The organism is Streptomyces ruber (assembly GCF_014648075.1).
Lineage (GTDB): Bacteria > Actinomycetota > Actinomycetes > Streptomycetales > Streptomycetaceae > Streptomyces > Streptomyces ruber.
Genome location: NZ_BMQK01000008.1, coordinates 155815 through 176656, shown reverse-complemented (window position 1 = coordinate 176656; position 20842 = coordinate 155815). Strand labels below are relative to the sequence as shown.

18 protein-coding genes and 1 tRNA gene are annotated in these 20842 nt (G+C 72.2%); 8 read left to right on the top strand and 11 right to left on the bottom strand.

Features of this window, described 5'->3' with window-relative positions; genetic code table 11:
- The first annotated feature begins 22 nt into the window (after positions 1–22).
- Positions 23–1162, top strand: a complete 1140-nt coding sequence (locus tag IEZ04_RS19265) for a DUF475 domain-containing protein (protein WP_189218133.1) — start codon at positions 23–25, stop codon at positions 1160–1162.
- Between the two features lie 229 nt (positions 1163–1391).
- A complete protein-coding gene (locus tag IEZ04_RS19260; RefSeq protein ID WP_189218132.1) occupies positions 1392–2123 on the top strand; it encodes a TerD family protein in 732 nt (243 codons plus the stop codon).
- A 39-nt stretch (positions 2124–2162) separates the two neighbouring features.
- Here the strand turns inward: IEZ04_RS19260 and IEZ04_RS19255 are convergent, their stop codons facing one another.
- On the bottom strand, positions 2163–3080 hold the full coding sequence (locus IEZ04_RS19255) for a TerD family protein (protein WP_189218131.1): 918 nt from the start codon (positions 3078–3080) through the stop codon (positions 2163–2165).
- Between the two features lie 200 nt (positions 3081–3280).
- Here IEZ04_RS19255 and IEZ04_RS19250 point away from each other — a divergent pair, with 200 nt between their 5' ends.
- The 3 genes from IEZ04_RS19250 (at position 3281) to IEZ04_RS19240 (ending at position 7910) form a co-directional block, all read left to right on the top strand.
- Entirely contained in the window at positions 3281–4450 is a 1170-nt protein-coding gene (locus tag IEZ04_RS19250; RefSeq protein ID WP_189218130.1) for an HpcH/HpaI aldolase/citrate lyase family protein, read from the top strand.
- A gap of 71 nt (positions 4451–4521) precedes the next feature.
- The gene (locus IEZ04_RS19245) at positions 4522–7086 is read left to right on the top strand and encodes a phosphoribosyltransferase (protein ID WP_189218129.1); all 2565 of its coding nucleotides are present in this window, start codon (positions 4522–4524) and stop codon (positions 7084–7086) included.
- On the top strand, positions 7086–7910 hold the full coding sequence (locus IEZ04_RS19240; protein WP_189218128.1) for an HAD family hydrolase: 825 nt from the start codon (positions 7086–7088) through the stop codon (positions 7908–7910). Before IEZ04_RS19245 ends, IEZ04_RS19240 begins: the two co-directional genes overlap by 1 nt.
- On the opposite strand, the gene IEZ04_RS19235 is transcribed toward IEZ04_RS19240, so the two are convergent.
- From IEZ04_RS19235 to IEZ04_RS19220, 4 genes are all read right to left on the bottom strand, one after another.
- Positions 7894–8580 carry a DedA family protein gene (locus tag IEZ04_RS19235; protein ID WP_189218127.1) on the bottom strand — a complete coding sequence of 229 codons (687 nt, stop codon included), beginning with the start codon at positions 8578–8580 and terminating at the stop codon, positions 7894–7896. The genes IEZ04_RS19240 and IEZ04_RS19235 overlap by 17 nt on opposite strands.
- Positions 8581–8693: 113 nt before the next feature.
- Positions 8694–8942 carry an FmdB family zinc ribbon protein gene (locus IEZ04_RS19230; protein WP_189218126.1) on the bottom strand — a complete coding sequence of 83 codons (249 nt, stop codon included), beginning with the start codon at positions 8940–8942 and terminating at the stop codon, positions 8694–8696.
- 100 nt (positions 8943–9042) lie between these two features.
- Entirely contained in the window at positions 9043–10560 is a 1518-nt protein-coding gene (locus tag IEZ04_RS19225; RefSeq protein WP_373296333.1) for a coiled-coil domain-containing protein, read from the bottom strand.
- Positions 10561–10634: 74 nt separating this feature from the next.
- Complete coding sequence (locus IEZ04_RS19220) at positions 10635–11453, bottom strand: DUF4097 family beta strand repeat-containing protein (protein ID WP_189218125.1); 819 nt, start codon at positions 11451–11453, stop codon at positions 10635–10637.
- 322 nt (positions 11454–11775) lie between these two features.
- On the opposite strand from IEZ04_RS19220, the gene IEZ04_RS19215 reads away from it, so the two are divergent.
- Positions 11776–11847: transfer RNA gene (locus IEZ04_RS19215), tRNA-Val, on the top strand.
- An 863-nt stretch (positions 11848–12710) separates the two neighbouring features.
- Here the strand turns inward: IEZ04_RS19215 and IEZ04_RS19210 are convergent.
- The 3 genes from IEZ04_RS19210 to IEZ04_RS19200 all read right to left on the bottom strand — a co-directional run bounded on the left by IEZ04_RS19210 (position 12711) and on the right by IEZ04_RS19200 (position 15569).
- On the bottom strand, positions 12711–13640 hold the full coding sequence (locus IEZ04_RS19210; protein WP_189218124.1) for a peptidoglycan recognition protein family protein: 930 nt from the start codon (positions 13638–13640) through the stop codon (positions 12711–12713).
- Positions 13641–14060: 420 nt separating this feature from the next.
- The gene (locus IEZ04_RS19205; RefSeq protein ID WP_189218123.1) at positions 14061–14441 is read right to left on the bottom strand and encodes a DUF8825 domain-containing protein; all 381 of its coding nucleotides are present in this window, start codon (positions 14439–14441) and stop codon (positions 14061–14063) included.
- Between the two features lie 222 nt (positions 14442–14663).
- The gene (locus tag IEZ04_RS19200; RefSeq protein ID WP_189218122.1) at positions 14664–15569 is read right to left on the bottom strand and encodes a ketopantoate reductase family protein; all 906 of its coding nucleotides are present in this window, start codon (positions 15567–15569) and stop codon (positions 14664–14666) included.
- A 154-nt stretch (positions 15570–15723) separates the two neighbouring features.
- Here IEZ04_RS19200 and IEZ04_RS19195 point away from each other — a divergent pair, with 154 nt between their 5' ends.
- Positions 15724–15954: a DUF2277 family protein gene (locus IEZ04_RS19195; RefSeq protein ID WP_189218121.1), complete on the top strand. Its 231-nt coding sequence runs from the start codon at positions 15724–15726 to the stop codon at positions 15952–15954.
- Between the two features lie 120 nt (positions 15955–16074).
- Here IEZ04_RS19195 and IEZ04_RS19190 read toward each other — a convergent pair whose 3' ends face one another.
- Complete coding sequence (locus IEZ04_RS19190) at positions 16075–16674, bottom strand: DedA family protein (RefSeq protein WP_189218232.1); 600 nt, start codon at positions 16672–16674, stop codon at positions 16075–16077.
- Between the two features lie 284 nt (positions 16675–16958).
- On the opposite strand from IEZ04_RS19190, the gene IEZ04_RS19185 reads away from it, so the two are divergent.
- Positions 16959–17843, top strand: a complete 885-nt coding sequence (locus IEZ04_RS19185; RefSeq protein ID WP_189218120.1) for a hypothetical protein — start codon at positions 16959–16961, stop codon at positions 17841–17843.
- An 83-nt stretch (positions 17844–17926) separates the two neighbouring features.
- Here the strand turns inward: IEZ04_RS19185 and IEZ04_RS19180 are convergent, their stop codons facing one another.
- Together IEZ04_RS19180 and IEZ04_RS19175 are read right to left on the bottom strand one after the other, a co-directional pair.
- Positions 17927–18367, bottom strand: coding sequence for a DoxX family protein (locus IEZ04_RS19180; protein ID WP_189218119.1), 441 nt, complete (start codon positions 18365–18367; stop codon positions 17927–17929).
- 592 nt (positions 18368–18959) lie between these two features.
- Entirely contained in the window at positions 18960–20789 is a 1830-nt protein-coding gene (locus IEZ04_RS19175) for an alkaline phosphatase D family protein (protein WP_229821124.1), read from the bottom strand.
- Positions 20790–20842 lie beyond the last annotated feature (53 nt).

Genomic DNA, 20842 nt, shown 5'->3' with positions numbered 1-20842 from the left:
TTTACTTACGATTGGGTAGCCAGTGGTACTGAAAACCTTCGGCTGGTCGTTCGCGGTCACCGCGCTCGGCCTGGTCGCGGCGGTGTTCTACGGAGGGTGGGCCGGCTTCGGCGTCGTGGCCATCCTGTCCATCCTCGAGATCTCGCTGTCCTTCGACAACGCTGTGGTCAACGCCGGAATCCTGAAGAAGATGAATGCCTTCTGGCAGAAGATCTTCCTCACGATCGGCATCCTGATCGCCGTCTTCGGTATGCGGCTGGTCTTCCCCGTCGTCATCGTCGCCATCAGCGCCCAGCTGAACCCGATCGACGCCGTCGACCTCGCGCTCAACAACAAGGACCTGTACCAGCAGTACGTCACCGACGCGCACCCGGCGATCGCCGCGTTCGGTGGCATGTTCCTGCTGATGATCTTCCTGGACTTCATGTTCGAGGACCGCGAGCACAAGTGGCTGGCCTGGCTGGAGCGGCCGCTGGCCAAGCTCGGCAAGGTCGACATGCTCTCGGCCTGCATCGCGATGATCGTCCTGCTGATCACCTCGATGACCTTCGCCACCCACGCCCACCAGCACGGCGGCACCCACGCCGACAAGGCGCAGACGGTGCTGATCTCCGGCCTGGCGGGTCTCATCACGTATCTCGTGGTGGGCGGTCTGTCCGGGTTCTTCGAGCAGAAGCTGGAGGAGGGCGAGGAGCGCGAGCACGAGGCCGAGGAGGAGGCCAAGCGGCAGGGCAGGTCCGTCTCCGCGGTCAAGCTCTCCGGCCAGGCGGCGTTCTTCATGTTCCTGTACCTGGAGGTGCTGGACGCCTCGTTCTCCTTCGACGGCGTGATCGGCGCCTTCGCCATCACCAACGACATCGTGCTGATGGCGCTCGGCCTGGGCATCGGCGCCATGTACGTCCGCTCGCTCACCGTCTACCTGGTCCGCCAGGGCACCCTGGACGACTACGTCTACCTGGAGCACGGCGCGCACTACGCGATCGGCGCACTCGCCGTGATCCTGCTGGTCACCATCCAGTACGAGATCAACGAGATCATCACCGGCCTCGTCGGCGTCGTCCTGATCGGCGCCTCCTTCTGGTCCTCGGTACGCCGCAACCGCGCCGTCGCGGCAGCGGAGGGCAGCGAGGCCACCAAGACGGAGATCTCCTCCGGCGTCTGACCAGGCCCCGGCCCCGGTGGCGCCCGGTCCGGCGCACCGGAAAGACGCACGTGTCAACGGCGCCCCGTCCGTGCGGGTGTGAACCGGACCGGGGTGAGGAACGCTTCGAGCGGGGCGGTCACCGGGGACTGTCCCCCGGTGCCCGCCCCGCGGCGGTCGCCGGACGGACCCGTACGCGGACGGACGCGGACGACGCAGACAGATGCGGACAGCACTGTGAGGGCGGGAGATGGGCTTCCTGGACAGCCTGCGCGGAGGCCGCGCGGCGGAATACGACGCCGGCAGCGCGGCGACCAACGCGATCGAACTCACCAAACGGCACCAACGGGTCTCGCTCACCAAACAGGGCGCGGCCACCGGCCACCTGCGCGTCAACCTCTCCTGGCGGATGCGCACCTCCGACATAGGCGCCCCGCAGCGCCCGAGCCTGCTGCGCCACCCCTTGCAGGCCCTCAAGCCGGACTCGGTGCAGGGGCACTCCCAGAGCATGGTCAACGTCGACCTCGACCTCGGCGTCATGTACGAGCTCGCGGACGGCAGCAAGGGCGTGGTCCAGCCGCTCGGCGACTTCCTGGGCGAGACGAACGACCCGCCGTACGTGAAGCTCAGCGGCGACAACCGGTTCGGCTCCGCCTCCGGTGAGACCGTCTACATCAACCTCGACCACCGCGAAGACATCAAGCGCCTCCTGGTGTTCGTCTACATCTACGACCAGACACCGGCCTTCGACCGCACCCAGGCCTCCGTCACGCTCTACCCGAGCAACGGCCCGCGGATAGAGATCCACCTCGACGAACGCCAGCCGCAGGCGCGTTCCTGCGCGGTGGTGATGATCGAGAACGTCAAGGGCGAGATCGTCGTCCGCCGCGAGGTGAAGTACGTGTACGGCTTCCAGGGGGAGCTGGACCGGCTGTACGGGTGGGGGCTGCAGTGGGGCCGGGGGTACAAGACGAAGGCGTGACGGGCGCCGGCGCTTCGTCCGCTCACCGCCCCGCGCTCCTCAGCGGCCCAGGAACTGCGGTCCCTGCGGCGGCAGGGTGAAGTCCGGGTCGGGCAGGGGATCCGCGGACTGCGGGTAGCCGTACGCCGGGGCCGCGCCCGAGGTCGCGGGCGGCTGCTGCGGGTGCGGGTAGCCGTAGGCGGGGCGGTTCGCCTGCTGGGCGGCGGCCGCCGGCTGCGGGTAGCCGTACGCGGGCAGGCCCGGCGGCTGGGTGGGCGCCGCCGGGGGATAGCCGTACGCCGGCTGCGGGGGCACCCCCGTCGTGGGCGCCTCCGGCGGGAGGGGCGCCGAGGGCTCCGGGGCCTGGAGCTCGAAGGACTGTGAGTCGGTGGCCTGAGCCGAGGTCTGTGAACCGGCGGCCTGCGCGGCGGCCTCGGACTCGTCCACGGAGATGCCGAAGTCCGTCGCGAGCCCCTGGAGACCGTTGGTGTAGCCCTCACCGAGCGCGCGGAACTTCCAGCCGCCACCGCGCCGGTACAGCTCCCCGCAGATCAGTGCCGTCTCCTCACCGGTCTCCGGCACGATGTCGAAGTACGCCAGCGGTTCCGCATCGGCGACGGTGGCGTCGTACAGCAGGATGCGCAGCGAGGTCACCTGGTCGAAGGTGACGTCGTCGGCCGAGGCGACCAGCAGAATCTGTCCGACGGCGGGCTCGACACCCGTGAGATCCGTCTGGATCGTGTCGGTCAGGCCCTCGGCGACGCGTTTCTTGCCGAGCCGCCAGACCTTGCCGGAAGGGTGGCGCGGCTGGTTGTAGAAGACGAAGTCCTCGTCGGACCGTACGCGGCCGTCGGTACCGAGCAGCAGCGCCGAGGCGTCGACGTCCGGGACACCCTGCCCGGGTGTCCAGCGCAGTACGGCGCGTACCGCCGTGGCGTCCAGGGGGACGTTCGATCCCTTCAGCATCGCGTGCGTCATGCGGTCATCCTGCCCTCTCGGTCCTGGTCACGACAACGTGGGTGCGGGTATACCAACGCCGGACCGACAGGCCCACGGCACGGCTGTCCAGGCCCGCGTTACCGGAACTTCATGCCCGGCGGGAACTACGGACATGGACTTCTACGTACTATTACCGGCCACTCGTTCGACAGGCCGACCAGCCGCCACCAGGGACTCATATGCGTCATTTCGGGTACCTCCCCCCTGAGGAGCGCCAGCGCCTCTTCCACCAGGAGCCGGCCGTCTTCACCGCCGACTCCCCGGCCCGCGTCCTCTCGGCGGCCCTCGGGGCCACGCTGTACAGCCCGGCCACCCGCCCCCGGCTGGCCGACGACGTGATCAAGCAGGCCGGACGCGGTGTGGTCTCCATGGTCCTCTGCCTGGAGGACTCCATCGACGACTCCGAGGTTCCGGGCGCCGAGGAGAACCTCGTACGGCAGTTCGCCGACCTCGCCGCCCGGCCCGGCGGCACGGACCTCCCGCTGCTGTTCATCAGGGTCCGCACCCCCGAGCAGATACCGGACCTCGTACGGCGGCTCGGCCCGGACGTACGGCTGCTGTCCGGTTTCGTGCTGCCGAAGTTCACCGAGGAGCGGGGCGTGCCGTTCCTGGAGGCGCTCACCGAGGCCGGGGCGGTCAGCGGGCGGCGGCTGTTCGCGATGCCCGTGCTGGAGTCGCCCGACCTGCTCTACCTGGAGACGCGCGCCGCGACCCTGCAGGGCATCTCCCGCACGGTCGACAAGTACCGCGACCAGGTGCTCGCGCTGCGCCTCGGCGTCACCGACTTCTGCTCCTCGTACGCGCTGCGCCGGGCGCCCGACATGACCGCGTACGACGTGCAGATCGTCGCCTCGGTGATCGCGGACGTCGTGAACGTGCTGGGCCGGGCGGACGGCACCGGCTTCACGGTGACCGGCCCCGTCTGGGAGTACTTCCGGGTCACGGAGCGCATGTTCAAACCGCAGCTCCGGCACAGCCCCTTCCTGGAAGGACGGGCCGCGGACCTGCGCGCGACGCTGCTCGAACACGCCATGGACGGCCTGCTCCGCGAGGTCTCCCTGGACCAGGCGAACGGCCTCCTCGGCAAGACCTGCATCCACCCCTCGCACGTGCTGCCCGTGCACGCGCTCTCCGTGGTCAGCCACGAGGAGTTCAGCGACGCGCAGGACATCCTGCGGCCCGAGCGCGGCGGCGGGGGCGTGCTGCGCTCCGCGTACACGAACAAGATGAACGAGGTGAAGCCGCACCGCGCCTGGGCCGAGCGCGTCCTGCAGCGCGCCGAGGTCTTCGGCGTCGCGGGCGAGGACATCGGCTTCGTGGACCTGCTGGCGGCGGGGCGGCGGGCCTGACCTCCACCGGCCACCGGTCACCGGCCGTCGGGCACCGACCGCCGGCCGCCGGCCACCGAAATAAGGGATCGATGAACAACAACGAGGTCTGGTCCGGAACCTGGGTCGCCGAACGGCTCGGCGTCGAACTGGCGGGTGACGACGGTGCCGGCGGTGACCGGCTGCGCGGCCTGCTCGGGCTCGCGCTCCGGCGCAACCCCAAGCGCGCCCACCTGTTGGTGTCGAACGTGCTGGGCAAGCACGTGCCCCAGTCACCGTCCGTCGTGTACGGGCACGGGGTCGCCCTCGGCCGCCGGGTGCGCGAGCTGCTCGGCGACGAGGAGGCGGCCACGGCCGTGGTCCTCGGGTACGCCGAGACGGCCACCGGACTCGGCCACTCGGTCGCCGACGGCCTGGCCCTCGCCCCGTACCTGCACTCCACCCGGCGGCCGGTCGCGGGCGTGGCCCGCGCCGGCGGTTTCGAGGAGTCCCACTCCCACGCCACCTCCCACCTGCTGCTGCCCGAGGACCCGGCGCTGCTCGCGGGCGACGGGCCGCTGGTGCTGGTGGACGACGAGTTCTCCACCGGCAACACCGTCCTGAACACCATCCGCGAGCTGCACGGCCGCTACCCGCGCGGGCGGTACGTGATCGTGGCGCTGGTCGACATGCGCTCGGCCGCGGACCTCGGGCGCCTGGACGGGTTCGCGCGCGAGATCGGCGCCCGCGTCGACCTGGTGGCGGCGGCCTCGGGGACCGTACGGCTCCCGGAGGGCGTGCTGGAGAAGGGGCAGGCGCTGGTGGCGCGGTACGAGACGGCCGGAGTCCCGGCACCGGCCGTCCCTCCGGCCGCCGCGGTACCGTCCGTCACCCGCGTCGACCTCGGCTGGCCCCATGGCGTCCCCGACGGCGGACGGCACGGTTTCGTGCCCCGGCACCGTACGGCCCTGGAGGGCGCGCTGCCCGCCATGGCCGCCCGGATCGCGGGCGCACTCCCGGCGCACGCGCGGCGCGTGCACGTGCTCGGCTTCGAGGAACTGATGTACGCGCCGCTGCGGCTCGCCGTGGAACTGGAGAGACGGATCGGCGGCGTCGGTGCCGGTGCCGGTGCCGGTGCCGAGGTGCGGTACTCCACCACCACCCGCTCACCCGTCCTCGCGGTCGACGACCCGGGCTACGCGATCCGCAGCCGCCTCGTCTTCCCCGCCCACGACGACCCCGCCGACGGCCCGGGCGAGCGCTACGCCTACAACATCGCCGGCGCCGGCTTCGACGCGGTCGTCGCCGTCGTGGACTCGGCCGCCGACACCCCCGCCCTGCACGCCCCCGACGGCCTGCTGGCCCGGCTGTCCGCACACGTCCCGCACGTCCTGCTCGCGGTCGTCCCGTCGTACGTCCCCGCGCCCGCGCACGTCCCCGCGCAAGCCTCAGCGCACGTCCCCGCGCAAGCCACAGCGCACACCCCCGTGCACGCCCTCGAAAGGCCCCCCATGCTCCCCGAGCCCCTCCGCGGTCCCGCCTTCTCCTCGTACGCGCCCGAGGAGGTCGGCTGGCTGCTGCAGGACCTCTCGGACGTCACGCTGGAGGCACCGACCGAGGAGCGTGAGGAGGCCATCCAGAGCGGGGGCGCGCACTACGCGGAGTCGCTGCCGGTCGAGTACCAGCCCAGCGAGCGGTACCAGGCGCTCTTCCGCGGCGCCCTGGAGACCTCCGCCGCGCGCATCGCCCAGGCGGTGGGCGTCGTCACCGAGACCGTGCTCGCCGAGCGGTCGGTGCGGTCGTCCCGGCCCGTGCTCGTCTCCCTCGCCCGCGCGGGCACCCCGGTCGGCGTCCTGATGCGCCGCTGGGCCCTGTACCGGCACGGCCTGGACCTGCCGCACTACGCCGTCTCCATCGTCCGCGGCCGTGGCATCGACATCAACGCGCTGCGCTGGCTGGCCGGCCACCACGACCCGGCCGACGTCGTGTTCGTCGACGGCTGGACCGGCAAGGGCGCCATCACCCGGGAACTGGCGCAGGCGATACGCGACTTCGCTGCGTCCGACGGCATCACCGGCTTCGACCCCGAGATCGCGGTCCTCGCCGACCCCGGCTCCTGCGTCCGCACCTACGGCACCCGCGAGGACTTCCTCATCCCCTCCGCCTGCCTCAACTCCACGGTCTCCGGGCTGGTCTCGCGCACCGTGCTGCGCGCGGACCTCGTCGGCCCGGACGACTACCACGGCGCGAAGTTCTACCGCGAACTCGCCGGCGCCGACGTCTCCGGCGACTTCCTGGACGCCGTCTCGGCCCGCTTCGGCGAGGTCACGGACGCGGTGGCCGCCAAGGCCAAGGACCTGCTGTCCGCCGACCGCGCCCCCACCTGGGAGGGCTGGGCGGCCGTCGAGCGGATCAGCGAGGAGTACGGCATCCACGACGTCAACCTCGTCAAGCCGGGCGTCGGCGAGACCACCCGCGTCCTGCTGCGCCGCGTGCCCTGGAAGATCCTCGCCCGGGCCGGGGCGGGCGCCGACCTGGACCACGTACGCCTGCTGGCCGAACAGCGAGGGGTGCCGGTGGAGGAGGTCGACGGTCTCCCGTACACCTGTGTGGGGCTCATCCACCCCCAGTACACGAGGGGCGCCACCGGCGCCGACGGGAAGGCGGTGGCCGCCTGATGGCCGTTCCGGTGACCGACGACGCCGTCCTGGTCGCCAGCGACCTCGACCGCACGCTCATCTACTCGTCCGCGGCCCTAGCGCTGACCGTGCCGGATGCCCGGGTGCCCCGGCTGCTCTGCGTCGAGGTGTACGAGGGCAGGCCGCTGTCGTACATGACCGAGACCGCGGCCGCGCTGCTCGCCGAGCTCGGGGAGACGGCGGTGTTCGTGCCGACCACGACCCGGACGCGCGCGCAGTACGGGCGGATCAACCTGCCGGGCCCGGCGGCGAAGTACGCGATCTGCGCCAACGGCGGCCATCTGCTGGTGGACGGCGTCTCGGACCCGGACTGGCACGCGCGCGTGCTGGCGCGGCTCGCCGACGAGTGCGCCCCGCTGAGCGAGGTGCGCGCCCACCTGGAGACCACCGCCGACCCGCTGTGGACGCGCAAGCACCGGGTGGCGGAGGACCTGTTCGCGTACCTCGTCGTCGAGCGCGAGCTGCTGCCCGAGGACTGGACCAAGGAGCTGGCCGTCTGGGCGGAGAACCGCGGCTGGACGGTCTCCCTCCAGGGCCGCAAGCTCTACGCCGTGCCGAAGCCGCTCACCAAGAGCGCCGCGATGCGGGAGGTGGCCCGGCGCACCGGTGCCCGGCTCGCGCTCGCGGCCGGGGACTCGCTGCTGGACGCCGACCTGCTGCTGGCGGCGGACCGGGGCTGGCGGCCGGGCCACGGCGAACTCGCCGACAGCGGCTGGGCGGCACCCACGGTCACCCCGCTGCCGGAACGGGGAGTGGCGGCGGGGGAGCGGATCGTACGGGAGTTCCTCAGCGCCTGCCGGTAGACGACGGGGCGGTCGTGTCACTCCCGCCGCCACGGCGGCGGGAGCCCGATCCCTTCTTGAACATCCGTACGACCACGAAGGTCAGTACGGCGAGGACGGCGAGGCCCAGCACGACCTTCGAGTAGGCGGAGACGATCGACGTCACCTCCGTCCAGTTCTCGCCGAGGAAGAAACCGGCGAGGACGAAGATCAGGTTCCAGATGGCGCTGCCGAGGGTGGTGAGCAGGGTGAACATGGGCAGCGGCATGCGCTCCACACCCGCCGGCACGGATATCAGGCTGCGGAAGACCGGGATCATCCGGCCGAAGAAGATCGCCTTGGTGCCGTGCTTGAGGAACCACGCCTCGGTCTTCTCGATGTCCGAGACCTTCACCAGCGGCAGGCGGCCCGCGATGGCGACGGTGCGGTCACGGCCGAGCAGCGCGCCGACACCGTAGAGCGCGATGGCGCCGATGACCGAGCCGGCGGTGGTCCACAGCAGGGCGGCGATCAGGTTCATGTCGCCCGTGCTCGCCGCGAACCCGGCGAGCGGGAGGATGATCTCGCTGGGCAGGGGTGGGAAGAGGTTCTCCAGCGCGATCAGCAGCCCGGCGCCGGGCGCGCCGAGCGTCTCCATGAGGTCGCTGATCCACTGGGGTGCGGGGCCGGTCTCCGCCGCCATGACTGTCATGGGCCCACGGTAGGTAGGCGAAGCTGAAGGGAAGCTGAGGAAGCCGGGGAGGCCGAGGGGGCCGAGGGGGCCGAGGGGGCGGGGTGGCTGGGAGACCGGCGCCCTCACCGGGTTCAGCCGCAGCAACCCCCGCCACAGCAGCCGCCACCGCCGCCGGCCGGACGGGAGGCGGCGGAGCCGCGGCCGGGACCGGACCCGGCTCCGGAGGCGGACGCCGAGCCGCCCACCGCCACGGTCGACAGGAGCTTCACCGTGTCGTCGTGACCGGCGGGGCAGTCCGCGGGCGCGGCGGACTCCGCCATGGGACGGCTCAGTTCGAAGGTGTCGCCGCAGGTGCGGCAGCGGTACTCGTAGCGAGGCATGGGCACAGGTTAACGAGGCTCGCGGGGTCCTGGCAGGTGAAGCGACGGCAACGGCCCTCAGAGGAGCGGTGGTCAGGAGGGTGGTGGCCGGGGACGGCCCTCAGGAGGCCCCCGCGCCCCGGTCCTCACGGATCCGGGACACCACCCGGGCCACGGTCGTGCGCACGGCCTCCGTCTCCGTCAGGAAGTGCCAGTAGTCCGGGTGCCGTCCCTCCAGCGTGGCGATCGCGCGCTCCAGCCGGGCGACGGAGTCGTCGAGCGGACGGGCGTGCCGGGGGTCGGGGGTGTTGCGCCCCGCCATGGCCAGCCGCTGCGCGTCGCGGATCGCGAACCGGGTCCGGTCGATCTCCTGCTGCGGGTCCTTCTGCACGGCGTTCAGCCGCCGCAGCCGGTCGCCCGCCGCGGAGACCTCCTCGTCCGTGCTGTTCAGCAGCGCCCGTACCGTCGACAGCAGGGCGGTGGCGTCCGGCCAGCGCTGCTCGTCCCGCGCGGCGCGCGCCTCCCGCAGCTTCGCCTCGGCCTGCCGTACGTTCCGCGCGGCCTGGTCCGGCACGTTCTGCAGGTCCTGCCAGCACGCGGCCGCGAAACGCCGGCGCAGCTCGCTCAGCACCGGCTCGACCTGCTCGGAGCGGGTGGTCAGGGCCTGCGCCCGGGTGCGCAGCGACACCAGCCGGCGGTCGATCTCGGCGGCCCGCTCGGGGAGTCTCTCCGCCTCCGCGCGCACCGCCTCGGCCTCCCGCACGACTCTGTCGGCGCGCTCCAGGGTCCGCGGTACGCCGTGCTGCCCGGCGCCCTGGTTGAGCATGGTCAGTTCGGGAGCGAGGGCGGCCAGCCGGGCGGCGAGGTCATCGGCCCCGAGCCCCGACTCCCGTACGGAGTCGAGCGTCCGGGTGGCGGCGAGGAGGGCCTGGCGGGCGCGCTCGACGGCCGGGGCGAGCCGCGCCAGCTGGGTCTCGGCCTTGCCGAGGAGCGGCCCGAGGCCCGCGGCGAATCGGTCCAGCTCCTCCTTCACCCGCCCGAGCTCGTCCTTGGCGGCGGTCAGCTGGGCCCGGGCCCGCGAAGCGGCAGCGGCCTCCAGATCGTCCCGGTCCAGATCATGGGCGTCGACGGCCTCGATGTAACGGTGGCTGACCTCGTCGATCCGCCGCCCCAGCGCCTCGAACCCGGAGACGGCACGGCGGGCGTCCGCCGAATCGTCGACAGCGGTGATCGTCTCTATGGAGATCCGCAGATCGCGCTGGGCGGTGTCGAGCTCGTAGAACGCGGCCGCGGCGGCGTCCTTCGCGGCCTGCGCCTCGGCCCGCTGGTTCTCGGCCCGTCCGCCGAACCACCGCCGGGTCCCGCCGCCCGTGAAGGCCGCGGGCAGGGCGAACGCGGCGAGGACGGGCACCGCCGCCGCGAGGACCAGCAGGTCCCGGGCGCCGTTGGACGCGCTGTGACGCGCCGTGGGCTCCGCGGCGCGTCCACCGCCACCGCTGTGCGCACGCGGGCTCCCGGAGGACCGGTGTGATCGGCGACGTATCGCGCGACGCACTGCGCGGCGCGCGCCCGGCGCGAACGACGCAAACGGCGCGAACGACACAATCGGCGTGTACGGCTGTGAAGGTGTCGCCGTCACATCCCTCTCCCGTGCTGTGATCCGTCCTGCCCTGTGACATTCTCCCACTGGACCAGAACGAACACACGGGTCGTTCAGTTCGCCGTACGGACCTTGATCGACCCGTCCTCCGTCCGGACACCGATCACATGCTCGCTGGTCTCGTCCCGCGGTACGGAGACATCGACCGAGCCGTCGGAGCTCTCGGCCGTCACGCGGTACGTGCCGCGCGGCAGCGAGACGTCGACGGACCCGTCGACACTCCGCGCCTCCACCCGATCCGGCACGGCCGCGAGCGAGAGCCGGACGGCCCCGTCCTCGGTACCGGCCTTGACGCTGCGCGACCCGACCCGCTCGGCGCGCACGGACCCGTCCTCGCTGTACACCTCCAGCGCCCCCCTGACGTCGGAGACCCGCACGGACCCGTCCTTGGTACGCACCGTCAACGGCCCGCCGCTGCCGGAGACCCGCACGTCCGCGTCATCGGTACCGATGCTCAGCGCCTCCGTGAACCCCTTGGCGGTCACGCTCCCGTCATCCCCCTTCACCGTGACGGCGACGTCACGCGGCACCTCGACCCGGTGCCTGGCCGAACAGTCGGCGATGAACCCGGAGCACCGCACGCGCAGCCTCAGCCGGTCGTCCTTCATCTCCCAGCTCAGCCGCGGATCCTTCCCCACGACGACACTGTCCTGGAACCACCGGGTCACCCTCACCTCGTCCACATCGGCGGGCACGAGCTCCAGCGCGTAGTCGTCGGAGTCGACGGTGAGGACACGCCCCCGCAGCGGAAAGGACCGCTGCTCCGGGTCACCGTCGTCCCCGGCATCGGCCCCGCAAGCGGCGACACCCGCCACGAGCAAGGCGACGACCCCACCGACGGCCATCGCCCGCCCACGCACTGAACGACCCATGATCCCCGCCCCCTGACCTCCGGCCTCACCGCGCCGACCGAGGGCACGAGAAGCCTGCACCGAGCCCCACGTGGAAGGCCTCGCACGGGGACGTGGTCAGACGGTACGGGCCGGTGGAGTCCGGGACGATCGGGACGGCTACCGGATACAGGGTGGGGTTAACGCCCGGCGCACCGACCGCAGGGTCCCGCTCCCGCCACTCCCACTGGAGCGCAGGGCCCGCCCAGGGGCGTTTCGGAGCACCCCGAATGCACGGGGACACCCTCGCCGCCACAGGTTTGCGGGGCACGCCCTCGGGCAATGTAGGCTGTCGACTCGTCCCGGGCGCGTAGCTCAGCGGTAGAGCGCCGCCCTTACAAGGCGGATGTCGGCGGTTCGAAACCGTCCGCGCCCACCGGGGAGAAGGCCCCCAGCCGATCATGGCTGGGGGCCTTCGACATCCGTCTGTGGCATCAACGCGGATCGGCGCCAGGGCAGTGACGGGAGCTTACGCCGAAGACGCCGTACGAGCAGCCGGGTACCGTCACCGCACAGAGCCCTACATAAACACCAGCCACTCAGAACGGCATTGGGTCACAACCTTCTTCACGGGATGGGAGCTGGGGATGGTGGTGGGTCGAGATGGCGCGCGATATGACCGCTGGTGACCTGGTTGCGTGGAGCTATGGAACTGATCGCTTCCTGCCTGCGTCGTAGCGGTCATGGCACAGGGCGGAAGCACGATGGGTGAGGAGCCGACGTGGGCGGAGCTGCTGGCCACCTTCCTCCTCGTAGCGGCCGTTCCCACAGTCATCGGGGGAGCGGCCGTCCTGTCTCTCGTCGGACTGACGGTGTGGATGACAGCACCGCTACGGAGGCGCAGGCGGAAGCGGAGCGCCTAGTGTGGTCGGATCGAACCTGCCCGAGCCGTCCTACTTCGCTGACTGTGAGGATGTGGGTGGCGCCGTTGGGCGCCCGGCGGTCCGAAACCGTCCGCGCCCACCCGGACCGAGGCCTTCAGCCGATCCCGGCTGGGGGCTTTCGGCATCCGGTGACCAGGGCGCTGCTCATGCACCGGCGCTAGCTCCAGGCGTTCAGGCAGAGATCGATCTTTGACGGCTGGGAAACTCTCACCCGGGCCCAGAGACGAGAAGGGGAAGGCAGCCCCTCCCGCCTCGGGCGAGAGGGGCATGCAGGTCGGGAGGGACGGGGCGCGGGTGCGCCTCACCTCCCGTCCTCGGGGAGGGGGAGCCGAGGACGGGAGGGCGACGGGGAGGGTCATTCCTTCCAGACCAGGACGGTCAGGACCGCGCTCGTGATGGTGACCGACCTGGAGCTCTGGTTGAGGAGCTGGATGCGCATCTCGCGGCCTCTGCCCAGGCGCTTCGTCAGGGGGACCACGGCGAAGGTCTCGCCCTTGGTGCCGGTTATCTCGTGGGTCGGGTGATTCGCCTTGTGGGTGTCGCCGTCGAACTCGCTCATGCGTACCTGGAGGGTGTCGCCGACCGGGAGGCCGGTGACCGACAGGCTGACGCTGCCGGTGAAGCGGGCGGCTCCGCGTGCGAAGACCCGGCCGCCGGTGGCGTGGCCGCCGGGCTCGTCGGACCACTCCGTGCCGAACTGGATCGACTGCCATCCGCCGGGCGCCAGCGTGTACGCCTTGCTCAGACCCAGGTTGACGTAGTCGGGCATGTCTTCCTCCGGGGTGTCGGATATGAGGCGCTTGGCGCGCGCGACTATTTCGGGGAGCTGGGCGACGATCCTCGGGCCGGGGCAGGAGGTGTGCCCGCCCCAGGCGCTGCCGCCCATCGCGTGGTAGCCGAGGCCGTACCCGCTCGGGCCGCCGGCGAGTTGCAGGGGGACGCCGTACACCCGGTGCGCCCACGCCAAGACCTCTGCGTTGCGGTCGAGTTGGGCGGAAGTGAGGGTATCGCCGCCCTGGCCTTCGTTCTCGACCGACAGCCACGAGCTGTTGCCCGCGGCCTGTGCCCACGCACGGTCCGCGGTGTCCACCCACTGGTAAAGGCCGCCGGCCTTGCCGGTGCCGAAGTGCGACGACGCCCGGGCTTCGGGGTTTCTGAACCAGGCGTCCGTGCCGACGAGGGTGCCCGCCATGATGTGCACGACGACGCCCCGCACCGTGGACTGTCCGCCGTTGGTGTAGTTGACGCTGATCGGGCGCCAAGTGGCGCCGGGCATTCGGGCCATAAGGCCTCCATACGTGGGAGAGCCCCGGCTTGTTCGGCGGCTCGGGGCGGTGACGGTTGAGGGCCCTGTGGCCGCCGAGATTAGCCCAGGACGGCCCGGTCGGCGCCGGTCGTGAAGTGCTGTCGGCCGTTGCGATGCGGTCGCCCGGTGCGGGTGGTCGGCCGGTGCCGGTGGCGTTTCGCTGTGCGGCGCGGCCTGGTCGGGCCTCGGTGTCGCAGGTCAGGGGGAGGGGGGTGGGAGGGGGTTCGCCCGGGGTACGTGGCGGTTGGTGCGGATGGTCGTCGTGGGGCGGTGAGGAGGTGGCTCGGCTGCGTTCCGCGCGCTCGGGAATTTCATGTACTTCTCATGCGGGCGCGGCCCATGAATCCCCTGTCGGGCGACGGGCGACGCTGCCGGCCTTCACCGACCCGGGGCTCGGGCCTACTTCGCCGTCGGAGCCTTCGGGCCCGCTTCGGCATCCGGTCCCGGCGAGTCCGGGTGGTCGTGGGCGTGCTTGAGGCGCATGCGGGCGTCGACCTTGTCCTGGGCGGTGACCTCGGTCCAGAAGCGATGGCAGGTCACGAAGACCGCGAGTTCCCGTTCGCGTTGGCGCAACTTCTCGACCTCCGCCTGCTCGTCGGGGGTCCAGCCGGGGGACGCGGGGCGCTCCACCTTGCGCCAGCCGTTGTCGTCCTGGAAGCCGTCCAGCGGCTCGACCGACCAGGGGAGCCGCTTCAGCAGGGCCAGCAGCTCGGCCCGGACCTGATGCAGTTCCTCCTGCCCGGCCAGGAGATCGCTCGGGAAGTCATAGGTCTCAGCCACGCGGCAATGGTACGCCTGTTCGATTTTCTGTTGCGAGTTTCCTCCGGCACTTCGGCCACTTCGGTGCTGCGGTCGCCTCGGTTCTCGCCGCCTCGGTTCTCGCCGCCTCGGCTCTCGCCACCTTGGTTCTCCGGTCGCCTCGGTTCTCCGGTATCGCCTCGGTTCTCCGGTCGCCTCGGTCCGCCGGCCGGTTCGCTCTTGGTGCCCCTGCCCTGCGCGGTGCTACGGCTGCCGCGGAGCCGGCAGTTCCCGTACCACCCGCTCCGCCACCGGGACCGGGACGCCGTGGCGGTGCGCCGCGCGCAGCAGGGCGCCTCCGATCGCGTCCAGTTCCAGTGGGCGGCCCGCCTCGGCGTCGCGCTGCATGGACGTCTTCGTGGCGGCCGGGAAGCCGTCGTACCGGCGGACGGCCTCGGCCGGGTCCACGCGGGCGCCGCTCGCACGGCTCACCGCAGCGACCTCGTCGACGAGCGCGGTCAGTTCCTCGCGGTGGTGGGTACGGAGATCGCCGACCGTGCGGCCGTACCGCGTGCTGAGCAGGGCGATCGGGGCGAGGAACGCCATCTTCGCCCACAGCACCGCCGGCTCGTCCTCCAGGACACGGACGCTCACGCCCGCCCCCTCCAGCGCTCCCGCCAGCGGGGCGAGGCGCCGTTGCGGCAGCGTGTCGCCGGTCAGGTCGATCTCCACGAAGGGGCTGCCGTGCTCGATGACGCCCGGGGCCACACGGGTCGACTCGACGCGGATGGCGGCGGGTGCCACCCGGTCGGCGCCGTAGCGGGCGCGCAGCGCTTCCGGGTGCTCGACGCCGTTCAGCAGTGGTACGACGAGGCCGGTGCCGCCCAGTGCCCGCGGCGGTACGCGTTCCAGGGCGGCGTCCAGGGCCGTGTGCTTCACCGCGATCAGGCACGCGTCGACGGGCTCGTGCAGTTCCGTCGCCGTTCCCACGCGGGCCGTGAAGTCGCCGAAGAGGGTGCTGTGGACGCGGAGGCCCTGGTCGGCGAGGGTGCGGGCCGTCTCGGGGCCGGCCAGGCAGATCACCCGGTGTCCCGCGCGGGCCAGGAGGGCGGCGAGGAGCCCTCCGACACCGCCCGGGCCCAGTACGGCCACCGTCAGTCGGTCTTCCATCGTCACGGTCCCTTCTTCCGGCACCCTGTCGTTCCGTTCTCCTTGTATGGCTGTGGTGCGGAGGATCAGAGGATCGGGTGAGGGGGAGCCGCGCGTCAATGCCCGGGGGCGCGCGTCGGCGTCCTGGAAGACTGCGTCCTGGGAGACTGTCGGCATGTGCAGGAGCATCAAGACGCTGCGTCCGCCCGTACTCCCCGAAGAGGCCACCGAGGAGGAGATCCGGGCCGCCGCCCTCCAGTACGTCCGCAAGGTGTCCGGCTTCCGGGCGCCCGCCGCGCACAACCGCGAGGTCTTCGAGCGCGCGGTGGAGGCGGTCGCGGCGGCCACGGCCGAGTTGCTGGCGGGGCTGGAGGTACGGGGGAGGGGCGAAGCGCCGTCGCGCTGAGTCCCGCCGAGCCGCGCTGAGCCGCGCCGAGTTGCGCTGAGTCGAGTCGAGTCGCGCTGAGCCGCGCCGAGTCGCGCTGAGTCGAGCCGAGCCGCGCTGAGCCGAGTCGAGCCGCGCTGATCAGCTCTCGCGCGGCCTGCGGATGAAGTACGCCGCCCCCGCGCCCGCCCCGAACAGGGCCACCAGTGAGACCGCCGTGGCGATCCAGGTCGCGCCCAGCCAGTGGGCGCCGAAGTAGCCGAGGGCGACGCTGTAGCCGGCCCAGGCCGTGCCCGCCAGGATCGACCAGGGCAGGAACTCGCGGACGCGGCGGCGGGCGGCGCCGGCGCAGAAGGAGACCACCGAGCGGCCCGCGGGGGCGAAGCGGGCCACGACGACCAGAACGCCGCCGCCCCGGGCGAGGGCAGTGCCGAGACGTTCCTGCGCGTGTGTGAGGCGGCGGGAGCGGGCTATGGCGCGGTCCAGGCGCTCGCCGCCCCGCCAGGCCACGCGGTAGGCCACCAGATCTCCCAGCACCGACGCGGTGGCCGCGGAGAGGACGAGGAAGAGAAGGTCGGGCACGTGGGCCTGGGTCGCCGTGCCGGCCGCTGCCGCCGTCGCCGCCGCGATGACGAGCACGCCGCTCGGCAGGAGCGGGACGAACACGTCCAGGAGGACGGACGCGGCCACCACGGCGTAGATCCAGGGGCTGGCCGTCAGCGACCCCACACTCTCGAACACCGACAACTCCAGACTCCTCCGGGGCTCCCCCGGGACTCCCCCGTCGGACCTGGTCGTGTCGCCTCGAGAGACGGCAGAGCGGCCCGGTGACAGTCAGTAAGCGTACGCCCCGGGTGTGACAGAGGGTTCGCAGGGTCCGCAGGGGGCGGAAGTGTCAGTGATGTCCCGTTCACCCGGCTGCCGTCCCGAGAGGCGGACGGCGCCTCGGCGGCGTACCAACTAGAGCGAAGGCCCGAGCAGCAGTGCAGAAGTGAAGTAGTGACGCAGCGGAGGAAGGTACAGAGATGGTGGCAGGCATGGCCGTCGCCCTCACCACGGCCGTGGTGGCGGGTTTGGGCGGTACGGCAGACAGCGGCGGAGAACACTGGGCGGCGCGGCACGCCGCGGTCTTCGCGCCGCCCCGCACACCCGTCCCGGTGGCGGTGACGTACGACGAGGCGCTCGTTCCGGAGGCATCCGCGATCGAGGTGCACCAGCACAGCAGGCCGGGCGCGACGACCGTACGGCTGCGGGTGACGGGGATGCGGGCCGGTCACACGTACGGGGTGCATGTGCACCGGAGGCCCTGCGGGGTCGAACCGGACGACTCCGGCGAGCACTACCAGCACGAGATGGCGGGCGCCACCGCCGAGAACGAGGTGTGGCTGGACTTCACGGCCGACGACAGCGGTGCGGGCGAGGCGACGGCGCGGCACGGCTGGGGGTTCAGGCCGGGAGAGGCGTCCTCCGTGGTGCTGCACGACCGGCCCGGGGACTCCGGGGCGGCCGTCGGCTGCTTCACGATGCCGTTCGGGCGGAGCCAGGCGGGCGGACCCCCGGGCTCCTCGATCGGGTCGGAGTCGCAGGAGCAGGCGGAGTCGGGACCGGGGTCGGCGGCGGGGACGTACGCGGACGGCTGGATCGGGGCGGGCGGCGGACGGTACGCGCACGGATGGGCCGGACCCGCGGCGGGGCGGCCGGCGCAGCAGTCGCAGCCGGCGCGGCAGCCGCGGCAGCCGCGGCAGCCGTACGGGTGGGCCGGGCCGGGATCGGGGCCGTACCCGTACTCGTCCGCGTACTCGGACACGTACGGCGGGTGGAGCGGACAGGACGCCGCGCCCTACGGCTGGGCCGGGCCGGGGGACGTGCCGCCGTTCACGTGGCTGCGGGAAGGCCCGGACGGCCGATAAGGCCGATAAGGACGAAGAGAGGGGCGGCGCCCGCCGGTCCCCGGACGGGGCGGCGGGCGCCGTCGAGACGGTGCGCGAGCGGGTCAGGCCGCGACGGGCCGCTCCTCGGCGGCGGGCTTGTTCGCGGTCGCCGTCGAGCGGCCCTCGAGGAACCGGTCGAGTCCGAACGCGCCGGAGCCCGTGAAGATCAGCAGGAACATCGCCCAGCAGTACAGGGCGGCACCCTCGCCGTTGTTCTCCATCGGCCACAGCGCCATGGGCTGGTGGACCTTGAAGTACGCGTAGGCCATGGCGCCCGAGGAGATGAACGCCGCCGCGCGGGTGCCGAGGCCGATCAGGACCAGAAGACCGCCGACGAGTTCGATGACAGCCGCGTACCAGTTGGGCCAGCTGCCCACCTCGGGGGTGGTCTGGCCGAGCCAGCCGAAGAGCTTGGCGGCACCGTGGCAGGCGAAGAGCAGGCCGATGACGATGCGGAACAGGCCGAGGGCGTACGGCTGGGCGCTGTTCAGGCGTCCGGTCATGGTGGGGGACTCCTCCGGTCTGGCGTAACGGCCCGCACAAGTGGGCCGGTTCTGGGGACGGTTGCGTTGCCGGCTGTCCTAAACGTTGCATGCCTTCGTGATGCTTGCAAGTTCAACATTTGGCCATGACTCGAGTTCTGCCCGGCGTTCCGCTTTCGCCGCGGGCGCACGTGAGGGTGCTTGCGGCGGCGCGCGAGGTGCCAGTGAGGCATGACCGAATCTCCGCCCTCCACTCGCCCGCCCCGCTCCCGTCCGGGCGGCTCCCGCCGTGCTCGGGCCGGTCGTGCGCGGGCGCGCGGACGGGGAACGGGCGACTTGGCGCGTGGCGGTTGCAGCGCTGGAACCGCGCGCGGGGGGTGGTGCGGCGTGGCGTCGGACGTTACGGCCGTGGTGTTACGTACGGCCTCCGGTTGCGTGACCGGCAAGGAACGAGTCGGGGGTCTCGGGCCGGTTGCCCCACGGGTGCATGTGATTCTTTTCACGAGCGCGAGTGGCGGCCGACGCCCCATGTCACGGGCTCACGGGCTCACGGGCTCACGGGCTCACGGGCTCACGGGCTCACGGGCTCGTGATCGGCGTCAGGCGTCAGGCGTCAGGAGGCGATTCCGGTGAGTTCCGACTCCGTCACCATCTCCAGGCGGGCCGGACCGCTCCGTGACTTCCGCGCCCGGTCCAGCCGCAGGTGGGCCGAGCGGCCGCGCAGGGTGAGGGTCATCAGGTGGTTCCCGAACCAGGGACCGCCTGTTCTGCGCCAGTCGACGGAGGGGCGCGCGCCGCGTCCGTGCCGGCCGAACCAGCGGCCCAGGGCACGCCCCGGGCGGCTCCAGCCGAAGTGGAAGCCGAGCCGGATGTGGAACGGGACGGAGTTGTGCACCGGGGAGCAGGTCAGCTGGAGCACCCGGGCGTCGGGGCCCTTCCCGGTGGACCCGACCGGCCCGGACGGCCAAAAGGGCTCCGCGACGTACGCGTGGTGCACGTCGCCGGAGAGGACCAGGACGGTCGCCGGCGCGGCCTCGCCCGTCCCCGCCCGGGCGATCAGCGCCGCCAGCGACTCGAACGACTCCGGGAACGCCGCCCAGTGCTCCAGGTCCGCCGCCCTGCGCAGCTTCTCGCCGAGCCGCGCCCAGCGCGCCCCGCGCTCGCCCCGGCACAGGGCGGCGTCCCAGGCCTCGGCGCCGTGCACGAGGTGGGGGAGCAGCCAGGGCAGTGAGGTGCCGACGAGGAGGTGGTCGTACGCGCCGGGATCGTCCAGCACCTGTTCGCGCAGCCAGCGTTCCTCGCCCGGGTCCAGCATCGACCGGCTGTCCTCCTCCAGAACACGTGCCGCCCGGGTGTCGACCATCAGCACGCGGACGCGGCCGAAGTCGCGCCGGTAGCTCCAGCGGACCGAGGTGGCGTCCTGGTCGGCGCGGGTCGCGTGGGCGCGCAGCGCCTCCGTGCCGTCCGGCGTGGCCCGTACGGCGGCGTAGACCGGGTCGGCGGCCAGTTCGGCGGGCGGCAGATTGCCCAGGTGCTGGTGGACCCAGTACGACATCAGCCCGCTCAGCAGCCGCTCCTGCCACCACGGGGTGGCGCGCATGTCGGCCAGCCAGGCGGCGCTGGTGTTCCAGTCGTCGATGACGTCGTGATCGTCGAAGATCATGCAGCTAGGGACGGTGGAGAGCAGCCAGCGCACCTCCGGGTCGAGCCAGGACTCGTAGTAGAGGCGGGTGTACTCCTCGTAGTCCGAGACCTGGTCACCGGGTGGTTCGGCGAGGTCGCGGCGGGCGGCGAGCCAGTGGCGGGTGTCCTCGGAGACCTCGTCCGCGTACACCTGGTCGCCCAGCAGGAGCAGCACGTCCGGCCGGTCGGCCGCCGGGTCGGCGGCGAGGCGCGCGGCGAGGGTGTCCAGCGCGTCCGGGCCCGCGGGGTCGCTCCCGTGCGCGGGCGGAGCGGCCCAGCGGCAGGAGCCGAAGGCGACGCGGACGGCGTCACCGTCCCCGGCTGGCGTGCGGATCGTGGAGGGCGGGAAGGGCGAGTCGGGCAGGGGCCAGACCGGGGCGTCGGCGCCGTCGCCCTGGCTGCCGCCGTGGGCTTCGTCTCTGGCTTCGTCGTGGGCTTTGCCGTGGGTTTTGCCGTGAGCTTTCTTGTCGCTGTCGCTGTCGCTGTCGCTGTCGCTGTCGCTGTCGCTGTCGCTGTCGCTGTCGCTGTCGCCGTCGTCGTCGTGGAGGAACAGCTCGTACGCCGTCGCCCTGCCCGGGGTGAGGCCGGTGACCGTGACCAGCGCGTAGTGGTGGCCGGCGATGCGGAAGGTGCGGGCCGTGCCGCGGGCGCCGTCGGCGCAGCGCACCTCGGCGGTGCACGGGCGGCTCGTCTCGAGCCAGACGGTCGCGGTGTCGCCGTCCGCGTACCTCAGCAGTGGTCCCAGCCGCAGCTCCGCCATCGGCGATCACCTTCTTCCGTCGCCCCGTACGGTACGGGGCGACGGAAGAAGGT